This is a genomic window from Myroides sp. ZB35 (genome assembly GCF_001865835.1).
GTDB classification, from domain to species: domain Bacteria; phylum Bacteroidota; class Bacteroidia; order Flavobacteriales; family Flavobacteriaceae; genus Flavobacterium; species Flavobacterium odoratimimum.
This window is the reverse complement of sequence record NZ_CP017769.1, coordinates 3,775,439-3,793,705: the sequence shown is the minus strand read 5'-3', so window position 1 is coordinate 3,793,705 and position 18,267 is coordinate 3,775,439. Positions and strand designations below refer to the sequence as shown.

The following is an 18,267-nucleotide window of genomic DNA, read 5'->3' as shown; positions in this document are numbered from 1 at the left end:
GTAATTAAAGTAGTATTTTTGAGTAATAAATAGTTAAAATAGAGTACATTTATCTCTATTGGTCTATATAACAGAATAGTATGAGAATTTTTTTGATGGTTTTACTGTGTAGTTTAAGTATAACTGTACAAGCAAAAAAGAAACCAAGCTTAAAACGAGCAGACAAATATTATAAGAATACCGAGTATGCTAAGGCAGCGGACGAATATAAAAGACTTATATTAGGACGTCGTACAGCTGATTATATTTATTTGCAATTAGCAGATTGTTATGATAGGTTAAATCAAGATATTGAAGCATCTAGGTATTATGGTAAAGCAATTGCTCAAAACGACTCTACACTTAAGCCAGATATTTATTATAAATATGCTAAAGTGATGGAGAAGAATGGGCGTTATGAAGCAGCCAAAGATATGATGCAACAATTCGTTCGTAGAGCACCTCAAGATGCTAGAGCAAAAGACTTTCTAGCCAAACCAGATGCACATAAGGACTTAGTTGACAGATATCCTACTTATATGTTTCAGGAGTCAGGCCTTAATCATTTAGAATATGACGATTTTGGAGCATGGTTAAATCCTGGTGATACGTTGTACTTCGCGTCAAATAGAACGAAGCACGAAAAGAAAATACCTAGAAAGATATTTGAAGTAAGAGATAAATGGCAACGCAAGCCAAACTTTGATCTTTATACTGCTGAGTTTAAGGGAAAAGATGAACCTATAAAAGGGGTAACGCGTATTAAAGGGCGTGTCAATAGACGATTTAATGACGGCCCTAGTGTGATCTCTGCTAATGGACAACGTATCTATTTCGCTTCAGAAGCCTATAGAAATAGGAAGTTTAGAAAGAATGATAACGTCAAGCATAGAGATCATTTGATGAGTTTATTCTATGCTAAGAAGAAGAAAAAGAAGTGGAAGAGAGTAAAGCCACTACGCTTTACCCGCGCAGGCTTTATGTATACGAGCCCTGCATTATCGCCTGATGGCAAATTCTTATACTTTGCCTCTAATATGCCAGGAAGTTATGGAGAATTAGATATTTGGCGTGTAGCCGTATTAGAAGATGATGAGTTCGGAAAACCAGAGAACCTTGGGCCTGTGATTAACTCAGGTACTCGTAATGATTATCCTTTCGTTTCGTCAGATAATAAGTTATACTTTAGTTCTGATCGATGGGGAGGATATGGAGGAATGGATGTGTATGTATCAGATTTAAATAATTTATCTAATGCACCTACTAATCTTGGAGAACCTATTAACACAGCTAAGAACGATTTCGCTTTTAGCTTTTATCCCGATAAGAATATGGGATTATTCTCTTCTGATAGAATAGGTCGTACAGATATATATAAGGCATTCCCGCTGTGCTTTGTAGAGTTTAGAACTATGCTTAAAAATAAGAGCTTTAATACTCCTGTAGCTGATGCTAAAGTAGAGTTTATCAATACTAGACGTAGAGTAGAAGATCATGGTGTATCTAGTAGAAGTGGGATGGCTAGAGGAGAAGTGAAGTGTAGCGAGACTTATAAGATTAAGGTCTCTCACCCAGATTATTTAGATGAAATCATTGATATCACAGTCAATGCTGAAGAAGGGGTACAGGAGATAGACGTATTCTTAAGGCCTCTAGAAGAACTCGTAATAGGGAAAGACAAAATCGAATTAGGAGATATCCAATTTGCCTTTAATCAGACCGAAATTACAGAGAATAGTAAGATAGAATTAGATAAGCTAGTAAAAGTGATGAAGCGCTACCCTAGTATGCGAGTTAAAATTAACTCACACTCTGACAGTAAAGGAAATCCAGCTTATAACTTAAAATTGTCAAATGATAGAGCGAAGGCTACACTTGACTATATTGTATCACAAGGTATAGAAAGTAGTAGGTTAGAATCTCAGGGATATGGATCACAAGAGCTAAAAGTAGAATGTGAACCATGTAGTGAATGGGAAGACGCACAGAATAGACGATCAGAGTTTATTATCCTTCAAAGATAATATATGAGTATAAAAATAGTAAAGGCAGTGAGTTATCTCACTGCCTTTTTCTATTAATAGAACTCTTTATTTATCATAAAAACGGAATGTAATGAACTTTATTCTTATTTATCAGATGATTTAGTTGTTGTATTTAGCTAATAAAGGTTATTATATTAAGTTAATTAATTGTTAAATAACATTTGTGCTCTTATCACCATTAGCGATTTAAGAAAAATTAGAAGTAGAATGTATAGACTGTTTATTATAGAATAAGTCAATAGTGTTTTTGTAGATTAGTTATTAGATGAGTAGTATGTTAACTATTTTGCTTGTTAAATGTGAAGAGATGTAGGGTGGTAGAGACAAGTGCTAGTTTAATGATTTTATGAGGAGTGAACTTATTATGGTTATTATCTACATTAGGTGATTGAGGTAAAAAAGCCAGTATTTACAGGGGTTTGTATAGTATAAAAACATGTTTACATTTGCTCAGTACAAAAAACATAACAACAAAATAGTTGATACATAATGATTGGTTAAACAAGTTTTATAGATAGCTCTTTTATTGTTTTTACAATAATTTTTTCATAGTTAAAAGGAGTGTCAGCTCTAGCCAAGTTAGCTTCAGTTTAATTGATTTGTATTATGTTTCAAGGAGTCTTTATCGTGTTTTCGTCATCTCCATATCGATTAGAATATGGTTATAAAGACTGAGAAAGACTCTTATAATTTTCATTCCCTCCTAAGCTTAGTTTTTTAAAAATATTGCTTGTGAAAAAGAACTTGAATTGAGTTTAAGGAGGGATTGTTTTAATGATTTGATTAAAAGTGAGTGTTAATTAAGAAAGGATTTAGTGAAATCCAAATAAGGTGTTTTTCAAAAATTGTTTTATAGGGAATGAGAGGTAGAGGTACCTCTCTTTTTCTTACTTAGCACTTAAATACAGAAATACCAACCACCAAAAATTATTGTTGTTCTGATAGTAACAAAAAAGCCTATTGAGTATTCAAATAGGCTTTTTGTTTTATCGCGTTTGACTCTCTATTAGAAGGTCGGTTAACATTGACATTTTCTTTTTGTAGACTTCTGAGATATCATTGTCTTCATATAAGTCAGAGTTGCTAATCGGGATAGAATAAGGCAAAGACCATGCTCTAAGTGCTTTTGCGATATTGTCTAGAGCTTGTATACCTTGCATAGCTTGGTTACCAGCTGACCAACATGTAAATCCTACTATTTTATTTGTCAAATAAGCAGGGTGGTCTTTAGCTGTTATTTCTAACCAATCGATAGCATTCTTCATTACTCCAGTAAGGCTACCATGGTAGAGTGGAGTAAGCCAAATCATCACATCTGCTTCTCTAAAAGCATCTGCAAAGGTCATTACGTCTGCTGGGACGTTATCCATTAATTTAGCTTGAAATATAGGAATTTGAAAATCTGATAAGTGAACCTGTCGAACTTCAATATTAGAATTTATGAACTGATCTGCATAATACTGTGCAATGCGTCGCGATGTACGGAATGCTTCTTCGTCTAAAGAACCATTAAAAATTAAAGCTTTCATAAAACTAAATTGTTATTAATCCACTAAGGTAAAGAATTTATCAATTGTAAAGCGTTTATAAGCTTATCTTAATTTTTATTTAACCCTCATTAGAAAGCTGAGAATATTGAGACTGTATTCTGTTTAGGTTGATTTATAGTTAGTTGTATAAAAAAAAACCTGTGAAGTATAATTTCACAGGTTTTAGATATTTTAATGACTGTATTCTGTTACAGTCTTGTGTTTTATAAAGAGTTTTTCTTTGCTAAGTCAAACTTCATAATCACCTTATTGTTTTGTAAGATATTTAGAGTCTGATCTGTAATTTCGAATGGGTAAGTAGAATTGTCAAAGTATTTTAAGAACTCGTCTTTGCTACTGTTACCACATGATTTAGTAGTATCCGATTGAAGTTCAAACAAAGTGACTGTACTCGTTTTTGTATTAATAGCAAATGGAGCTTCGAATAAAGCACATCCGTTATTTCCTTTCACTAAGTAATTGTGAAAGTCAAAAGTAATCCATTGTCTATAAGGTCTTTTTTCACCACCATCTAGCTCTACTAGTTTCCAGTCATAACGACGTACATCTTTAGCTACTTTATCTAACTTCTCATCAGCGAATACGTACTCGATTCTATCTTTAGTCATTAGGTATAATAAACCTTCTTTTTCATTAAAGGTAATTGTACCATTAGAAATACGCTTTAAGAACTTGTTCTCATCATACTTAACGTCTGTAGCACATTCTTTATTCGTTTTAGAATCAAAACGAGTCGTCAGATGTGTACCTTTTGAGTTAACAGAAGTTTTCGTTACAGGAATTTCAAACACATTACACCCAGCAAATCCAGTGATCGTAGATCCATATTCACGATTAAGCATGATATGTTTATCTGTAGGAGTTAGTGTTCCAGGTTTGCTATTGTCTTGTAATACCCATCTCACATTCCATATACCATCTGGTGCTAATGGATGTCTTTCTTGAGAATCGAAAAAACCTTGTTGTGCAAAAGTTACTAAGCTTGTTAAACAAAGAAATAAACTAGTAGCGTATTTTTTCATAATAAATATTAAAATAATTCTAAATATATGTGATGCATTTACCCTCTTTTTGTTAACTATTTAGTTATAATAGATTGATTATTATGTGTTTAGTTTTTTTAGAAGTATCTGTAAATGATTGCGAAAAGATAGTAATTCCTATTTAATAACACAATTTATAAGAGATATATTATTGATAACTTAATATAAATCAATAAGTGATATAGATAATAAGGAGTTGTATTTCTTTTTTTACGTATTTTAAAAGATTATGGAGATTGTGTTTTACTCTTTAGGCATGAAACCAAACATGAGTACTAACTTTTCGTCTTGATAGAAATTTAGTGTTTGTTCAGCGATATCATAGCGATATGTTTTATCTGTGAAGTATCTCCCGTATCTCTCTTTTGTTTTACGACTTGCTCTATTTTTAGCATTATAAGGAATTTCGAAACTTTTGAAATAAAAAGTATCTTGATCAAAATAGAAATCAAACTTCACCTCAAAAGGGATATTATCTATCGTACCTGTCATGGTTTTGTTTTCAAAATCAAAAGAAGTAATCATCTTAGATAGATTATCTGAATCTCTATTTAAAGCAATTAGTCCCCAGTTAAATCTAGAGACGAACTTACACATACGGTCAAATGCTGTGTTATAGAACACATATTTAGTCTCTGTACCTTTTTTAAGCATTAAGACATCCGTTGTACTACTCACAGTGATAGCACTAGACTCTAAAACGCGAAAAAACTCTAAGTCTTCTTGTGTCCAATTAACTGTTGTAGGAGTAGATAAGAACTCTGTTTTATCAGTTAGTAAGACATATTCTGTAATGTTATCTTTGATTTGCTGAGCAGGTATTCGAGCGTAGATTGTTTTCTTCTGATCTTGATTAATCGGTTTGTTGGCTAATGCTATTTCTAGAGCACCATCAGTCCATTGTAGGATTAGATTTTTTTCTTTGTCCTGTATGACCCACTGTTCTTTTTGTATTTGTTTATTTGTCAAAGGAAGAGGGTCTTCTATCTTCTGAGCATGTAGCGCTAGAGATAGGGTTAAAGTAATGAATAGTATGAATTTAGACTTGATCATGAGCAATAGAATTTTTAATCTTTATCCAAAGATATCAATATGATTTAGAAAGCATCCTTTGATTAACTACATTTTTTTAGAAGATATATGTTTAATAAATTGGTGACAAATGATATTTAATTGTAAATTTACCCCCCAAACACAACTCTTTTATATATGAATCCAAAAGTATTACTTACTTCAAAAGAGATTGATATCATTCTACACCGTTTGGCTTGTCAATTAGTAGAAAAACATCTTGATTTTTCTAATACCCTTCTTATTGGTATTCAACCGCGTGGTAAATTTTTAGCAGAACGCATTAAAAGCATCCTTAAGACTGAATATGGTATATCTGAAGTGCCTTTAGGTTTTTTAGACATTACTTTCTTTAGAGATGACTTTAGAAGACATCAAAAAACTCTTGAAGCGAATAAAACACAAATAGACTTCTTAGTAGAAGATAAGAAAGTCGTATTTATAGATGATGTGCTTTATACAGGACGTAGTATACGTGCCGCACTGACAGCTATACAGTCTTTTGGCCGTCCAGCAGAGATAGAACTATTGGTATTAATAGATCGTCGTTTTAGTCGTCACCTACCGATACAGCCTGATTATAGAGGAAGACAAGTAGATGCCTTTGACGAGGAGACTATCCGTGTACACTGGTCTGAACATGAACAGGAAGATGCAGTCTTTCTAGAAGAAACTGAAAAAAACTAACTACCTAAATCTACTCATAGAAGTACAATGAAAGAATTAAGCGTAAATCACCTTTTAGGAATTAAGTATATCAATAAGCATGATATTGATTTAATTTTCGAAACAGCTGATCACTTTAAGGAAGTAATTAATCGTCCGATTAAGAAAGTTCCTTCTCTACGAGATATTACCATAGCGAATATCTTCTTTGAAAACAGTACTCGTACTAAACTATCTTTCGAATTAGCACAAAAGCGTTTATCTGCAGATGTAATTAGTTTTTCTGCTGCTCAGTCTTCAGTGAAGAAAGGAGAAACACTAATCGATACAGTTAATAATATCTTAGCCATGAAGGTAGATATGGTAGTGATGCGTCACAGTGATGCAGGAGCTGCTCATTTCTTATCTAAGAACGTAAGCGCAAGTATTATTAATGCAGGAGATGGAGCACATGAGCACCCTACACAGGCGTTATTAGACAGTTATTCTATTCGCGAAAAGTTAGGGGATGTAGCAGGGAAGAAGGTTGTGATCGTAGGAGATATTCTACATTCACGTGTAGCATTGTCTAATATTTTTGCTTTGCAGATGCAAGGAGCTGAGGTTAGAGTATGTGGACCTAAGACATTAATCCCTAAGTATATCGAGAGTTTAGGAGTAAAGGTAGAGTCTAATCTAAGAAAAGCTCTAGAATGGTGTGATGTGGCGAATATGCTTCGCGTTCAGAATGAGCGTTTAGACTTTAGCTATTTTCCTAATACGAGAGAGTATTCTCAACAGTTTGGGTTGACTAAAGAGATCTTAGATTCATTAGATAAAGAAATCGTAGTCATGCACCCAGGGCCTATTAACAGAGGAGTAGAGATTACTTCTGATGTAGCTGATTCACAACAGTCAGTAATCTTAGACCAAGTAGAGAATGGAGTAGCAGTTCGTATGGCTGTAACCTATCTATTAGCTTCAAAAATTAAATAATTCAAGCCAGCCATTTTGTTGGCTTATTTTATATCTATAGAACACGAAATGTAGTAGTACATTTCGTGTTTTTTTATTCAATATTATTAAATAAAAAAACTCTCCATTAACTTAATAACGGAGAGTCTTTAAAAAATTAATTGATTGTTATGATATTATTTCTTCTCTATAGAGAAGTTAGGATTGATTCTACTTTTAAAAGTACAATAAGTTCCTGTTAGCGTAAACGCTTTCTTAGGCCCTAGACAGTAAGTTCCATCTATAAGCTCACCTTCTGCTACATAATAAGTATGTACACCTGCTGTTGTAGGTGCTGGTGGATTAGCTAAAGGCGTAGTAGCTGTAGCACTGTCAAAATAGTATAGTTTTAACCCAGCCTGAGAAGGTTGATTGTGTAAAATCACTGGCTGACTAATACAAAATTCTTCATTTTGCACAGTAGGGGTAGAGGTTAATCCTTTATACGCAGCGCTTAATTTCATATAATGATTCTCTCCAAATCCTGGTGCTATAGCATAGTACATAATCCCTGTTTCATTCGCAGCAAAATCTCCTGTGATTTCACTTTGTTCATAGTTTGCTGTACCAGGCACCACACTATAAAACTTCGTTCCAGGAGGATAATCCCCTAATATCTTTGCTCTTGCAATCACATTAGCAGGTAGTGTACAGAACTCTTCATAAATTTTAACACCATTTACAATATCTGGGCATTCAGGAATAGAAAAAGTTGCACTAAAATCTTCAAAATTACGATTCTCTAATGTACCCGGTGTTTTCACTAAGGGTGACTTCATCTCATCATCAAATCCATTTTGTCCCAAAACACGCAGCGTTCCATTGAGATCAAATCCTGACATAAGGTTATTTACTGTAGTAGAAAGGATCGTACAGTCAACCACTTTTAATTTATAAGTTAGCTTTCCCAAAATCTTATTGATATCTGCTATTGGTACTTTCTTACCGAAAGTCCATACTAGAGTTCCACCAGGAACCTTGCTAGAATCTGTACTCGTTGCTCCTACTGGAGGAGTCCATGTTACTGTACCTGTAACGTCCATCGTCTGGTCAATACTACTACTTATATAATGCAAACTAGGAGGAATAGGGATTTCTATCTTTCCTCCTCTAGCTTCCTCTTGTCCACTAACATTGCGAATTGTTAAATCCCACACCATTTCTTGTCCAGGTCCGACTGTTCCATTATCCACTACTCCTGACTGTATAAAATTCTCTGGTAAAACATCTACCACAAAAGTTTCAACAGAAGAAAGCAAAGCAGGCATATAAAAATGCTCTTGTCGGTGTTTTACACTAGGCATTATAGAATAGATTCCGTCCCCATTTTTAATAACTGTATTATTAGGATTTGGCACTTCCATCATACCAATATCCATACCAGCGTTATCTACATATTTAGGCAGTCTCTTTGAATCTGTTAGATAAATGCTTCCATTAAAGAAATTATCTTCACTATTACCTGAATGGCTTAATTTAAACTGCTCATTATTTTCGTTCTTAAATATTAAGTAATCATTATCATATACTTTAGTTGCTCCTCCTACTATATATCCTATATTCAAATGAATATCTCCTTTATTAATAGCATAAACTGTTGTAGCTATAGACTTCCCTCCCCCAGAACTATAATACCCCATATGTTCTATAAGATTAATACTACGCCATGACATGGATTCATTACTATACACAACTACCATCCCCCAACCAGTGATTTTTTCTTCATTATCCTTTAAATCACTAGCGACATTGGCTACATAATAATCTCCTTCACCATTTTCTTGTATTATATCTGTGATGTCAACCTTTGATGTATATACACGACCTGAATAGTTATAATCACTTTCCACATCTACTAAATCGTAATATTGACTATTTTTAGCATGTTTTAGTTTAACTTTTCTTTTATTAAGTTTCCAGGTTTTATTATCAACCGTAACATCTACTTCCTCTAACCCCTTAGGAATAGTTCCAATCCAATACAGCCCTGCATATACAATTTTGGTATTGGCTCCTCCAGGTATCTTCAACTCTGCCATAGATGAGTTTACTGTAGTAGGATCATTATCTATATCAACAAACCTCATGGATTGAGTATTGTCTAAAGCTGGGTTGTAATTTGTGTAATATTGATTCGTATTTCCTATCACTGCAAAATCCCCCTGACGTAAATTTGGCATTATTTTGTTAAAAGGTTTTTGTGGTCTAACAATCTTTCTTTCTGTTTTAGTTCTTTCTATCCCTTGCCCATATACGCTTCCTGTTAGAGCTAAAAATGCACAACACAACAGTAGATAGCTTAGTAGTTCTTTTAAAGAACGATTATTTTGTTTTTCAAACATAATTTTCACTTCTTAAAAGTTAAGATTAAATACCTTCTTTAACCTGTAATACTACAGTGATAAAAGTGTTAGCTGTCGGCATCGCTGTAGCCTTTACGTCATAGGTAAGTACTCCAGTCTGAGATATTCTTAGATTAGTGTAAACATTAGGATCTGCATAGATGACGATATAGTTTAACTCATCTACATTAAACACCTCTATTCCCTTACCACTACTTGATATTACAGGTGTAGTAAATTGCTGTTTATAAACGTTATATAAATCTAATGCTTTATTTTTCTCATCTGGCACCACATCGATGGAAATCGGAGGCATATACAAATAGGTTGGGACAGCACTTCTTCTTTTGCGAACTGTTCCATTACCATCTACCATCAATACACTATCGTGATAAGTATTTGCTGTCGAAGACAATCCTTTAATGGATAATGTATTAGTAGCTGTAGTAGTAATCTCAGTAGCCTTAGTTAAGACTCCTCCTAATTCTATAGTATTATTTACTTTACTCAAACCATTGCTTACTGTTATAGCATCTCCAAAACTAGTACGTGGTTCCCATTTTAAGTCTCCTGTAGTATTAGTCGTTAATACAGCATTCGCATCTCCTTTGTTCATATCTGTTAACTCTATCGTACCATCTTTAATCAGACTAGAGGTGATAGATTCTTTTTTAATGCTTAATGTAGTAGCTGCCAAAACAGAATTAGCAGAAGAATTTGTACCAGTAGTAGCATCTCCTACCACGATTATCCCATCGGTAGACAAGTCGGCTTTACCCGTTATATCACCTGTATTTACAGTAGGTTTACCAGGTTCCCATACTTTCGTTGCGTCGTTATATACTAATGCCTGCCCTGTAGTTGTAGGTGGGGTAGGGCTAACTGTCACTTTTTTTATTTTGTTTATCGTATTGTCACCTGCTTTTCCTCCTACATCACCTGTAAGGTCTATTTCAGTAGGTACAACAGACACTTTATAGGTTGTGGTATTGCTATTAGTATCTATAGTTTTAGCTACTTCTGTACCATTACCATTCGCTACTACTGTAGTAGGTACTACCACAGTAGTGGTAATCAAACTCTTGATATAGGTTTCAAAGTCAGTGCTTTTTTTTAATAAATCGGTAAGAAGTACTTTAGTTTCTACTCCTTGTTCTGGTTTATAGGTTAGTACAGCTTCATTTCCTTCTATAGCTCCTTTAAACTCCGTTAAGGTTTCAAACTTCTTTATTACATCACTGATTTTCATCGTTTGTTCTACCCCTTTATCATCTTTCCAAGTGAATATATAATCTCCATTGTCTTGTGTGATCATAACGGTATCTTGCTTGGCTTCTTTCTTGATGTATTCGTATAGATTTGTATTAGAGATTAATACATTCCATTTATTTTTTTCCCAATAGTAAAATCCCGCGATTAGGTCTTTAGTTCCATTGTGGTATACTATTAAACTCTCAGGATAATCTCCTCCTTTAATAGTGGTTTTATCTATATCACTTAGTAAGTCAACACGCGGTATTAACATCCCTTTAGTAGTAGATGTTACATCTAGTATAGATGTAGGGTTAGGAAGATTAGTACCGATTCCTGTTTGCGCATATAATCCTACTGTACCAAGTAGCATTAATACTAAAACAACTTTCTTTTTCATAATACAATGATAATTTGTGAATAAAATTAACATAAAATAATATTATAAATACTATTTATTGGCGTTTGTTATAATAATTATACAAATATTTTTAACTTGAAAGTATGGTGATTGTGTTTTTTTCTTTAAATTATATGTAAGAAATGAATATTTAATATAGTGGTTTAGCTACTAAAATTAAAATATGTATAGTATTTTTGCGTATATTTTAATAAATGTTAAATCTAGTTAATAGGTGAGGGTGTTAGATCTTTAATTATAATTCTTACAGTATTACTCCGTGTTAGTATCTATAAAAGAGACAGAAAATAGTCTAAAAAGTATCCTTTTGGGATAGCATAAATAAGTGATTTATCTTTTCATCAACTAGTGTAATAAAAAAACTCTCCATTAACTTAATAATGAAGAGTTTAGGGGGTTAGGTAAATTGGGTGTTAAATCGATTAATTTTTTTCAATAGAGAAATTAGGATTGACTCTTGCTTCATCAGGACAAACGTACAATCGAAGCTCCATTGCTGCAGGAGCAGATCTGTAATACTCATTATTAAAAGGCCCTCCTCCTACAGAAGTTCCTTTTGCAGAATAAAACAATTGCTTCACAGAATTACTTGTACCATAAGTATCTTGAGACAAAGTCAACGTTACTAAACGTGTACTTGCATTATAACTCCAAGTACCAACTCCAGCTTGTACATAACTTGCATTAGCACCTGTAGTACCCAGTGGATTTCCATTAGCATCTTCAAATCTAAAACTATTCGCATCAATATGAGTAGAGCTATTTCCTCCAGAAGGATATCCTGTTAAAGATCCATTAAAAAAAGTATCATTTGAAAATGGATTGAAAACAATTTGTTTGCCTTTATTTATTGGAAACAACGAAATACAAGCTTCTTCCACATCCATTTTTGCAAAAGGAGCAAAAGGTAAGTCCACACTTACATTACGTACTAAAGTAAATTGCGTTGCTGCTCCTGTAGAAGCAGCGAAACCTATTTTAAATGTTTTAGGAACAACTGTATTTAAACTATATGCTTTACCATCAAAGTTTTTTGCAACTAAAGATTTTACATATTTATAATCTTGTATAATATGTCGTGTTACATTTCCATTCGTCACATAAACATTGACTGTCATTTCTCCAACTGTTTTAGGTACTAGCTCTATTTTTACCTTATTATAGCTCACTACACCATTAGCAGCTTTAGACGTTCGTAATACAAATGAATCTTTTGATAAAGGATAAGGTGGATCAAAAGTATAATTACCATTAGTAACATTTAATTGTGCTCCTGAATACTTTTGTTCATCAACACCACTAATTTGTTTTGTAATTAAAACAGGGTATCCTTTATTATTTGCTGGATTAACTGCCCCTCTAAGAGTAACATGATTTGCTCCAATATCATTGAAACCAGCTGTTGTAGGAGGAACCCCTTCATTTACTTCTCTTGAATTATTTACTTGAAGTTTATATCGACCATATACATCTAGCCCTACTCCTAAATACCCTCCCTTTAACCCATTGTGGGTAGCAATATTGGGATTATACCCTGATAGTCCAGGATCATTTCTATATGTATATCCTAAAGCTGCTCCTACCTGTCCTAAAGATAAAGCCTGACTACCATCATACATAAAAAAGGACATTCCATCTCCATATCTTCCTCCATAAGTTACTCCGCCATACATAGCATATTCAAATTCAATAATCAACCCAAACTCGGACGTAAAAGCCAATTGATTCAAAGAAAAACCACTAAATCCATATTTAACATCAGAGGTCAACATGATACCATCTTTGGTATACCTTGCAGTACCTAAAGGAGCATTCTGACTTACTCCTTCTAAGATTTCAGGAGGTTTACTTGTTCCTGTTAAAGCTAATTTATACGGAAATATTCTTGTACCTTGTGCCAATAAAATTCCAGGCAATATCATTATAAAAACTAAAAACAGTTTATTTTTCATATTTACTTCTACTTTTAAACATTACTAAAAGAATACTTGTGATCTCTCACCTGCACTTTAAGACTTTCTATTTCACCTGTAACACAATAGTAATAAAAGTTGCTCCACTTGGTTTAGCAGTAGCTGGAATACTATAAGTCAACACTCCACTAGCATTAATTGTTGCTGTACTAAATACAGCAGGATCTGCATAAATAACATAAAAATTCAATTGAGCTGCAGTAAGCACAGGTAATGAAGCTCCTGCATTACTTTTACTTTTAGGAGATCCATACTGAGCTTTATAAATATCGTAGACATTTAATGTTTTATTTGTTGTATTAGGAGTTATGGTAATACTAATAGGAGGTAAATAGAAAAAGTTTGGCATAATACTATTTTGAGCTACCCATAATGGTGCTCCTGAAGCATTTGTTGTCAATACAGAGTTTGCTGGTCCATTTGCCATTTTAGCTGTTGATACTGCACCATTCAAAATTTTATCTACAGTGATTGCATTATTTGCTATATTTCCAGTAGCTATCGTAGCTCCTGCAATATTTCCTCCTGTAATTGTACCTGCTGCAATATTTGAACCTGCTATCGTTGCAGCAGCTATCTTTCCTCCTGTTACAGCCCCATTAACTATTTTAGAAGTTATGATTGCATTATCTGCTATATGTCCACTACCTATAGTTCCACCAGCTATCTTTCCACCTGTAATCGAACCATTCTTAATACTTAAAGTAGTAGCGGCTAATACTGCATTCGCTGCTGTATTAGTCCCTGTTGCCGCATCACCTACAACGATAATACCATCTGTTGTTAAATTTGCCTTAGTTACAGTTAAATTAGCTCTAGGTTCCCATTGTGGTAACCCCGCTGCAGTCGTAGTCAATATCGTATTTGCTGTCCCATTCGTTAATTTTCCTAAAGGAATAGTAGCATTGGCTATATGTGTATTTCCATTAACTGCATTAGCTGCAATATGTCCTCCACCAATAGCCCCTACTGCAATATTTCCTCCTGCTATTGTTGCTGCTGCTATCTTTCCTCCTGTAATCGAACCATTCTTAATACTTAAAGTAGTAGCGGCTAATACTGCATTAGCTGCTGTATTAGTCCCTGTTGCGGCATCACCTACAACAATAACACCATCTGTTGTTAAATTTGCCTTAGTTACAGCTAAATTAGCTCGAGGCTCCCATTGTGGCAACCCCGCTGCAGTAGTAGTTAATATCGTATTTGCTGTCCCATTCGCTAATTTTCCTAAAGGAATAGTAGCATTGGCTATATGTGTATTTCCATTAACTGCATTAGCTGCAATATGTCCTCCACCAATAGCCCCTGTTGCAATATTTCCTCCTGCTATTGTTGCTGCTGCTATCTTTCCACCTGTAATCGAACCATTCTTAATACTTAAAGTAGTAGCGGCTAATACTGCATTAGCTGCTGTATTAGTCCCTGTTGCGGCATCACCTACAACGATAATACCATCTGTTGTTAAATTTGCTTTAGCTACAGCTAAGTTTGCTCTAGGTTCCCATTGAGCCACTCCCGCAGCAGTAGTCGTTAATACTCTGTCTGCCCCACCATCTGCTATTTTTCCAACCGTAACTGCTTTATCAACCAAGTTGCCTGTAGCGATAGTTGTAGGTGCAATTTTACCACCTGTAATAGAGGCATTTTTAATGCTTAATGTTGTAGCTGCTAATACAGCGTTAGGTGAAGATTTTACATCTTTTGTAGGGTCACCAATTACGATTATCCCATCGGTAGACAAGTCGGCTTTACCCGTTATATCTCCTGTATTTACAGCAGGTTTACCAGGTTCCCATACTTTTGTGCTACTATTATACACTAATGCCTGCCCTGTAGTTGTAGGTAGGGTAGGGCTAACTGTAACATCCTTTATTTTATTTAGGGTATTGGCACCTGCTTTTCCTCCTACATCACCTGTAAGATCTATTTCAGTAGGTACAACAGACACTTTATAGGTTGTGGTATTGCTATTAGTATCTATAGTTTTAGCTACTTCTGTACCACTACCATTCGCTACTACTGTAGTAGGTACTACCACATTAGTGGTAATCAAACTCTTGATATAGGTTTCAAAGTCAGTGCTCTTTTTTAATAAATCGGTAAGAAGCACCTTAGTTTCTACCCCTCGTTCTGGTTTATAGGTTAGTACAGCTTCATTTCCTTCTATAGCTCCTTTAAACTCCGTTAAGGTTTCAAATTTCTTTATTACATCACTGATTTTCATCGTTTGTTCTACTCCTTTATCATCTTTCCATGTGAAGATATAATCTCCATTTTCATGTTTGATCATAACGGTATCTTGCTTGGCTTCTTTTTTGATGTATTCGTATAGATTTGTATTAGAGATTAGCACATTCCATTTTTTCTTCTCCCAATAGTAAAACCCTGCTATTAGATCTTTAGTTCCATTGTGGTATACAATTAAACTTTCAGGATAGTCCCCACCTTTAATAGTAGTTTTATCCGTATCATTTAATAAATTAACACGAGGTATTAATATCCCTTTATTAGTCGAGTCAACATCTAATATAGAAGTAGAATTAGGTAGTGTTGTACCAATTCCTGTTTGTGCATATAGCCCAACTGTTCCCAATAGGAATAATGCTAAAGTAATTTTCTTTTTCATAACAACAATAATTTGCGAGTAAAATTAACATAAAATAATATGTATAATGTTTTACTTTAAGAGTGTTTATAATAATTATACTTGTTATTTTAAGTTAAAAACCGTTTTATAATTTAATTGTTTTTAATTTTATTTAAAAAATAGATAATTTATGTAGTAGTTTATCTACTAAAACAAAAGTCTATATCGTACTTCTACTTCTATTTTAATAAATGTTAAAGACAATTAGTAAATGAGGTTTTTTAATTCTTTAATTATAATTTTTACAGTATTACTGTTTGCTATGATGTAGAAAAGAGGCAAAAAATAGTCTAAAAAGTATCCTTTTTGGATAACATAAATAAGTGATTTATCTTTTAATCAACCAGTGTAATAAAAAAACTCCCCATTAACTTAATAATGAAGAGTTTTTTAAAATTAATTGTTGTCGTGGTATTTTATTTAATAGGTATTGCATAAAAGTAATTTTCCCATGGAACGTTACTATGAACCCATTCATCAGTTGTGAAGTTTTGAAGAAAAGGATAAATAGTTATATTGTCTACTAAAACATCTATGGCAACCGAACCATTTATAAAGTTTAGATTACCGTGATTAGGAATAGGATTAGCATCAGCATCTAATACTCCACCAATAGCACTATTTTCTTTTCCAGGTGTTAAAAATGTAAAACCTGTCTGGTCGTTAACATTAGTGCTTGATGAAGCAAATTTTATTTGTATCCAACGTCTAATAGGAGTTTCTTTTCGGACAGTAGCTCCTAAGAATATCATCCATTTACCTTTTGTTAAGGTGATGTTGTATTCAAGATATGAGTAACCAGAGTCTTTTGATTTTACAGTGATTGTTTGAGAAGGATAATTTGCTAGAACACTTGATTTCATATTAGGAAGTGTTTTCCATGTAGCAGTACCGTTTTCATTTGAGGTTAAAACATTTCCTTCTTTCTGCGTTCCGTCTACAATTTTAAGAGCACCAAAGGAATCACTGAAAATCTCTAATTTTGTATTTGGTTGAATAGTTCCAATTCCAACATTACCACTAGGGACAATTATAAAGTCATCAGTAAATTTATTAGCATCTACTGTTTTATTGTTTTTTTGTGGATCTACATGTAGTGACCCTAAAGGTAGTTCTGTATTTATGCCTATTTGAGCAAAAGATATTGTACAAGTTATAAATGTACTAAGTATATAGATATATTTCATTTTTTTTAATTTAGAGGTAATGCATAAAAATAATTTGTATAATAATTTGTATTCATAGTCCATGTATTTAAACCGGTGTTTTCTAAAAAAACATATAGAGTAACCTTAGATGCTGTAACTTCAACAGGAAGCGATCCTGCTATTAAATTCATTCCTTTATCTTCACTAGTGATTCCTGATATAGAGTTTCTAAGTACATCAGCTATACTACTTTGATTTTTAGCAACAGTTAAGAAAATAAACCCTTTGTAATCATCTGGATTAGAAGCTGAAGAAGAAAATTTAATGTGGAACCATTTTCTATCATTAGTTAGTGTTTGAATTGCACTTCCTAATAATAAAAGCCATTTTCCTTTAGATAAAGTTATATTTATACTTGAGTAACTATACGTTCTAAGATTAGATGTTGAAGTTATTGTTTTATTATTGTTAGGAAAATTTCCTAAGACGGTTTTTGTATTGTATGCAACATGTCGCCACGTTCCAATTCCTGTATCATTCGTTATAAAAATATGACCATCTGATTGACTGCCATCCATTATTCTAATAGCTCCTGGTGTATCTGATTTTATTTCTAATCTATTTGTAGGATTTATTGTTCCTATTCCTAGATTGCCTTCTGCTGTAACTACTACATCATTTGCTATCTGGGCAGGTGTTAGAGGACCAGTTAGATTATTATCGCCCTTACCATCTACATGAAATACAGCAAGAGGGCGAGGCGTGTTAATTCCTGTTTGTGCATATAATCCTATGTTTGCTAATAATGACAATGTTATTACAAGCTTCTTTTTCATAATTGAATTAATTTAACATCAAAATTAACTTAAAAAGTATAGTAAAATTCATTAAATATTATAATTAATAATTAATAATTAATAATTAATAATTAATAATTAATACAGTGTTTTAAAAAACTCAGGCGATTTAACATTTTTTTGTGTTTTCGGGATTATTTTGTATTTAATTCAGTTTGAAGTGAGTTTTTGTGTTAATCTTTTTGTTTTGTTTTTTAGAGAGGTTATTTTGTTGTTTTGTATACAGGGTGTTTTTTTTATGATAGTTATGATTTTTACAACTAGTTGTTTTGGCTCTTTTT

General features: G+C 33.3%; 12 protein-coding genes. 3 read left to right on the top strand and 9 right to left on the bottom strand.

Going from position 1 to position 18,267, the window contains the following annotated elements; genetic code table 11:
• The first annotated feature begins 80 nt into the window (after window positions 1–80).
• Window positions 81–2,003 (top strand): OmpA family protein, encoded by a 1,923-nt coding sequence (locus BK054_RS16790; protein ID WP_006265688.1) that lies wholly within the window; start codon window positions 81–83, stop codon window positions 2,001–2,003.
• A 1,007-nt stretch (window positions 2,004–3,010) separates the two neighbouring features.
• Here the strand turns inward: BK054_RS16790 and BK054_RS16785 are convergent.
• The 3 genes from BK054_RS16785 to BK054_RS16775 form a co-directional block, all read right to left on the bottom strand.
• A complete protein-coding gene (locus tag BK054_RS16785; protein WP_006261580.1) occupies window positions 3,011–3,553 on the bottom strand; it encodes an NADPH-dependent FMN reductase in 543 nt (180 codons plus the stop codon).
• A 224-nt stretch (window positions 3,554–3,777) separates the two neighbouring features.
• Window positions 3,778–4,596 carry an META domain-containing protein gene (locus tag BK054_RS16780; protein WP_006261579.1) on the bottom strand — a complete coding sequence of 273 codons (819 nt, stop codon included), beginning with the start codon at window positions 4,594–4,596 and terminating at the stop codon, window positions 3,778–3,780.
• A gap of 264 nt (window positions 4,597–4,860) precedes the next feature.
• Entirely contained in the window at window positions 4,861–5,670 is an 810-nt protein-coding gene (locus tag BK054_RS16775) for a hypothetical protein (RefSeq protein ID WP_006265687.1), read from the bottom strand.
• A 156-nt stretch (window positions 5,671–5,826) separates the two neighbouring features.
• On the opposite strand from BK054_RS16775, the gene pyrR reads away from it, so the two are divergent.
• Window positions 5,827–6,375, top strand: a complete 549-nt coding sequence (gene pyrR / locus BK054_RS16770; protein ID WP_006261577.1) for a bifunctional pyr operon transcriptional regulator/uracil phosphoribosyltransferase PyrR — start codon at window positions 5,827–5,829, stop codon at window positions 6,373–6,375.
• 27 nt (window positions 6,376–6,402) lie between these two features.
• A complete protein-coding gene (locus tag BK054_RS16765) occupies window positions 6,403–7,329 on the top strand; it encodes an aspartate carbamoyltransferase catalytic subunit (RefSeq protein WP_006261576.1) in 927 nt (308 codons plus the stop codon).
• A 155-nt stretch (window positions 7,330–7,484) separates the two neighbouring features.
• Here BK054_RS16765 and BK054_RS16760 read toward each other — a convergent pair whose 3' ends face one another.
• The 6 genes from BK054_RS16760 to BK054_RS18700 all read right to left on the bottom strand — a co-directional run bounded on the left by BK054_RS16760 (window position 7,485) and on the right by BK054_RS18700 (window position 17,965).
• Entirely contained in the window at window positions 7,485–9,689 is a 2,205-nt protein-coding gene (locus BK054_RS16760) for a hypothetical protein (RefSeq protein WP_071307582.1), read from the bottom strand.
• Window positions 9,690–9,714: 25 nt separating this feature from the next.
• Window positions 9,715–11,340, bottom strand: coding sequence for a hypothetical protein (locus BK054_RS16755; protein WP_006265685.1), 1,626 nt, complete (start codon window positions 11,338–11,340; stop codon window positions 9,715–9,717).
• 443 nt (window positions 11,341–11,783) lie between these two features.
• Window positions 11,784–13,313: a hypothetical protein gene (locus BK054_RS16750; RefSeq protein ID WP_006265684.1), complete on the bottom strand. Its 1,530-nt coding sequence runs from the start codon at window positions 13,311–13,313 to the stop codon at window positions 11,784–11,786.
• A 67-nt stretch (window positions 13,314–13,380) separates the two neighbouring features.
• Complete coding sequence (locus BK054_RS18705; RefSeq protein ID WP_232234306.1) at window positions 13,381–15,960, bottom strand: beta strand repeat-containing protein; 2,580 nt, start codon at window positions 15,958–15,960, stop codon at window positions 13,381–13,383.
• A gap of 437 nt (window positions 15,961–16,397) precedes the next feature.
• Window positions 16,398–17,168, bottom strand: coding sequence for a hypothetical protein (locus BK054_RS16740; protein WP_156860105.1), 771 nt, complete (start codon window positions 17,166–17,168; stop codon window positions 16,398–16,400).
• A 5-nt stretch (window positions 17,169–17,173) separates the two neighbouring features.
• Window positions 17,174–17,965 (bottom strand): hypothetical protein, encoded by a 792-nt coding sequence (locus tag BK054_RS18700; RefSeq protein ID WP_006265680.1) that lies wholly within the window; start codon window positions 17,963–17,965, stop codon window positions 17,174–17,176.
• Window positions 17,966–18,267 lie beyond the last annotated feature (302 nt).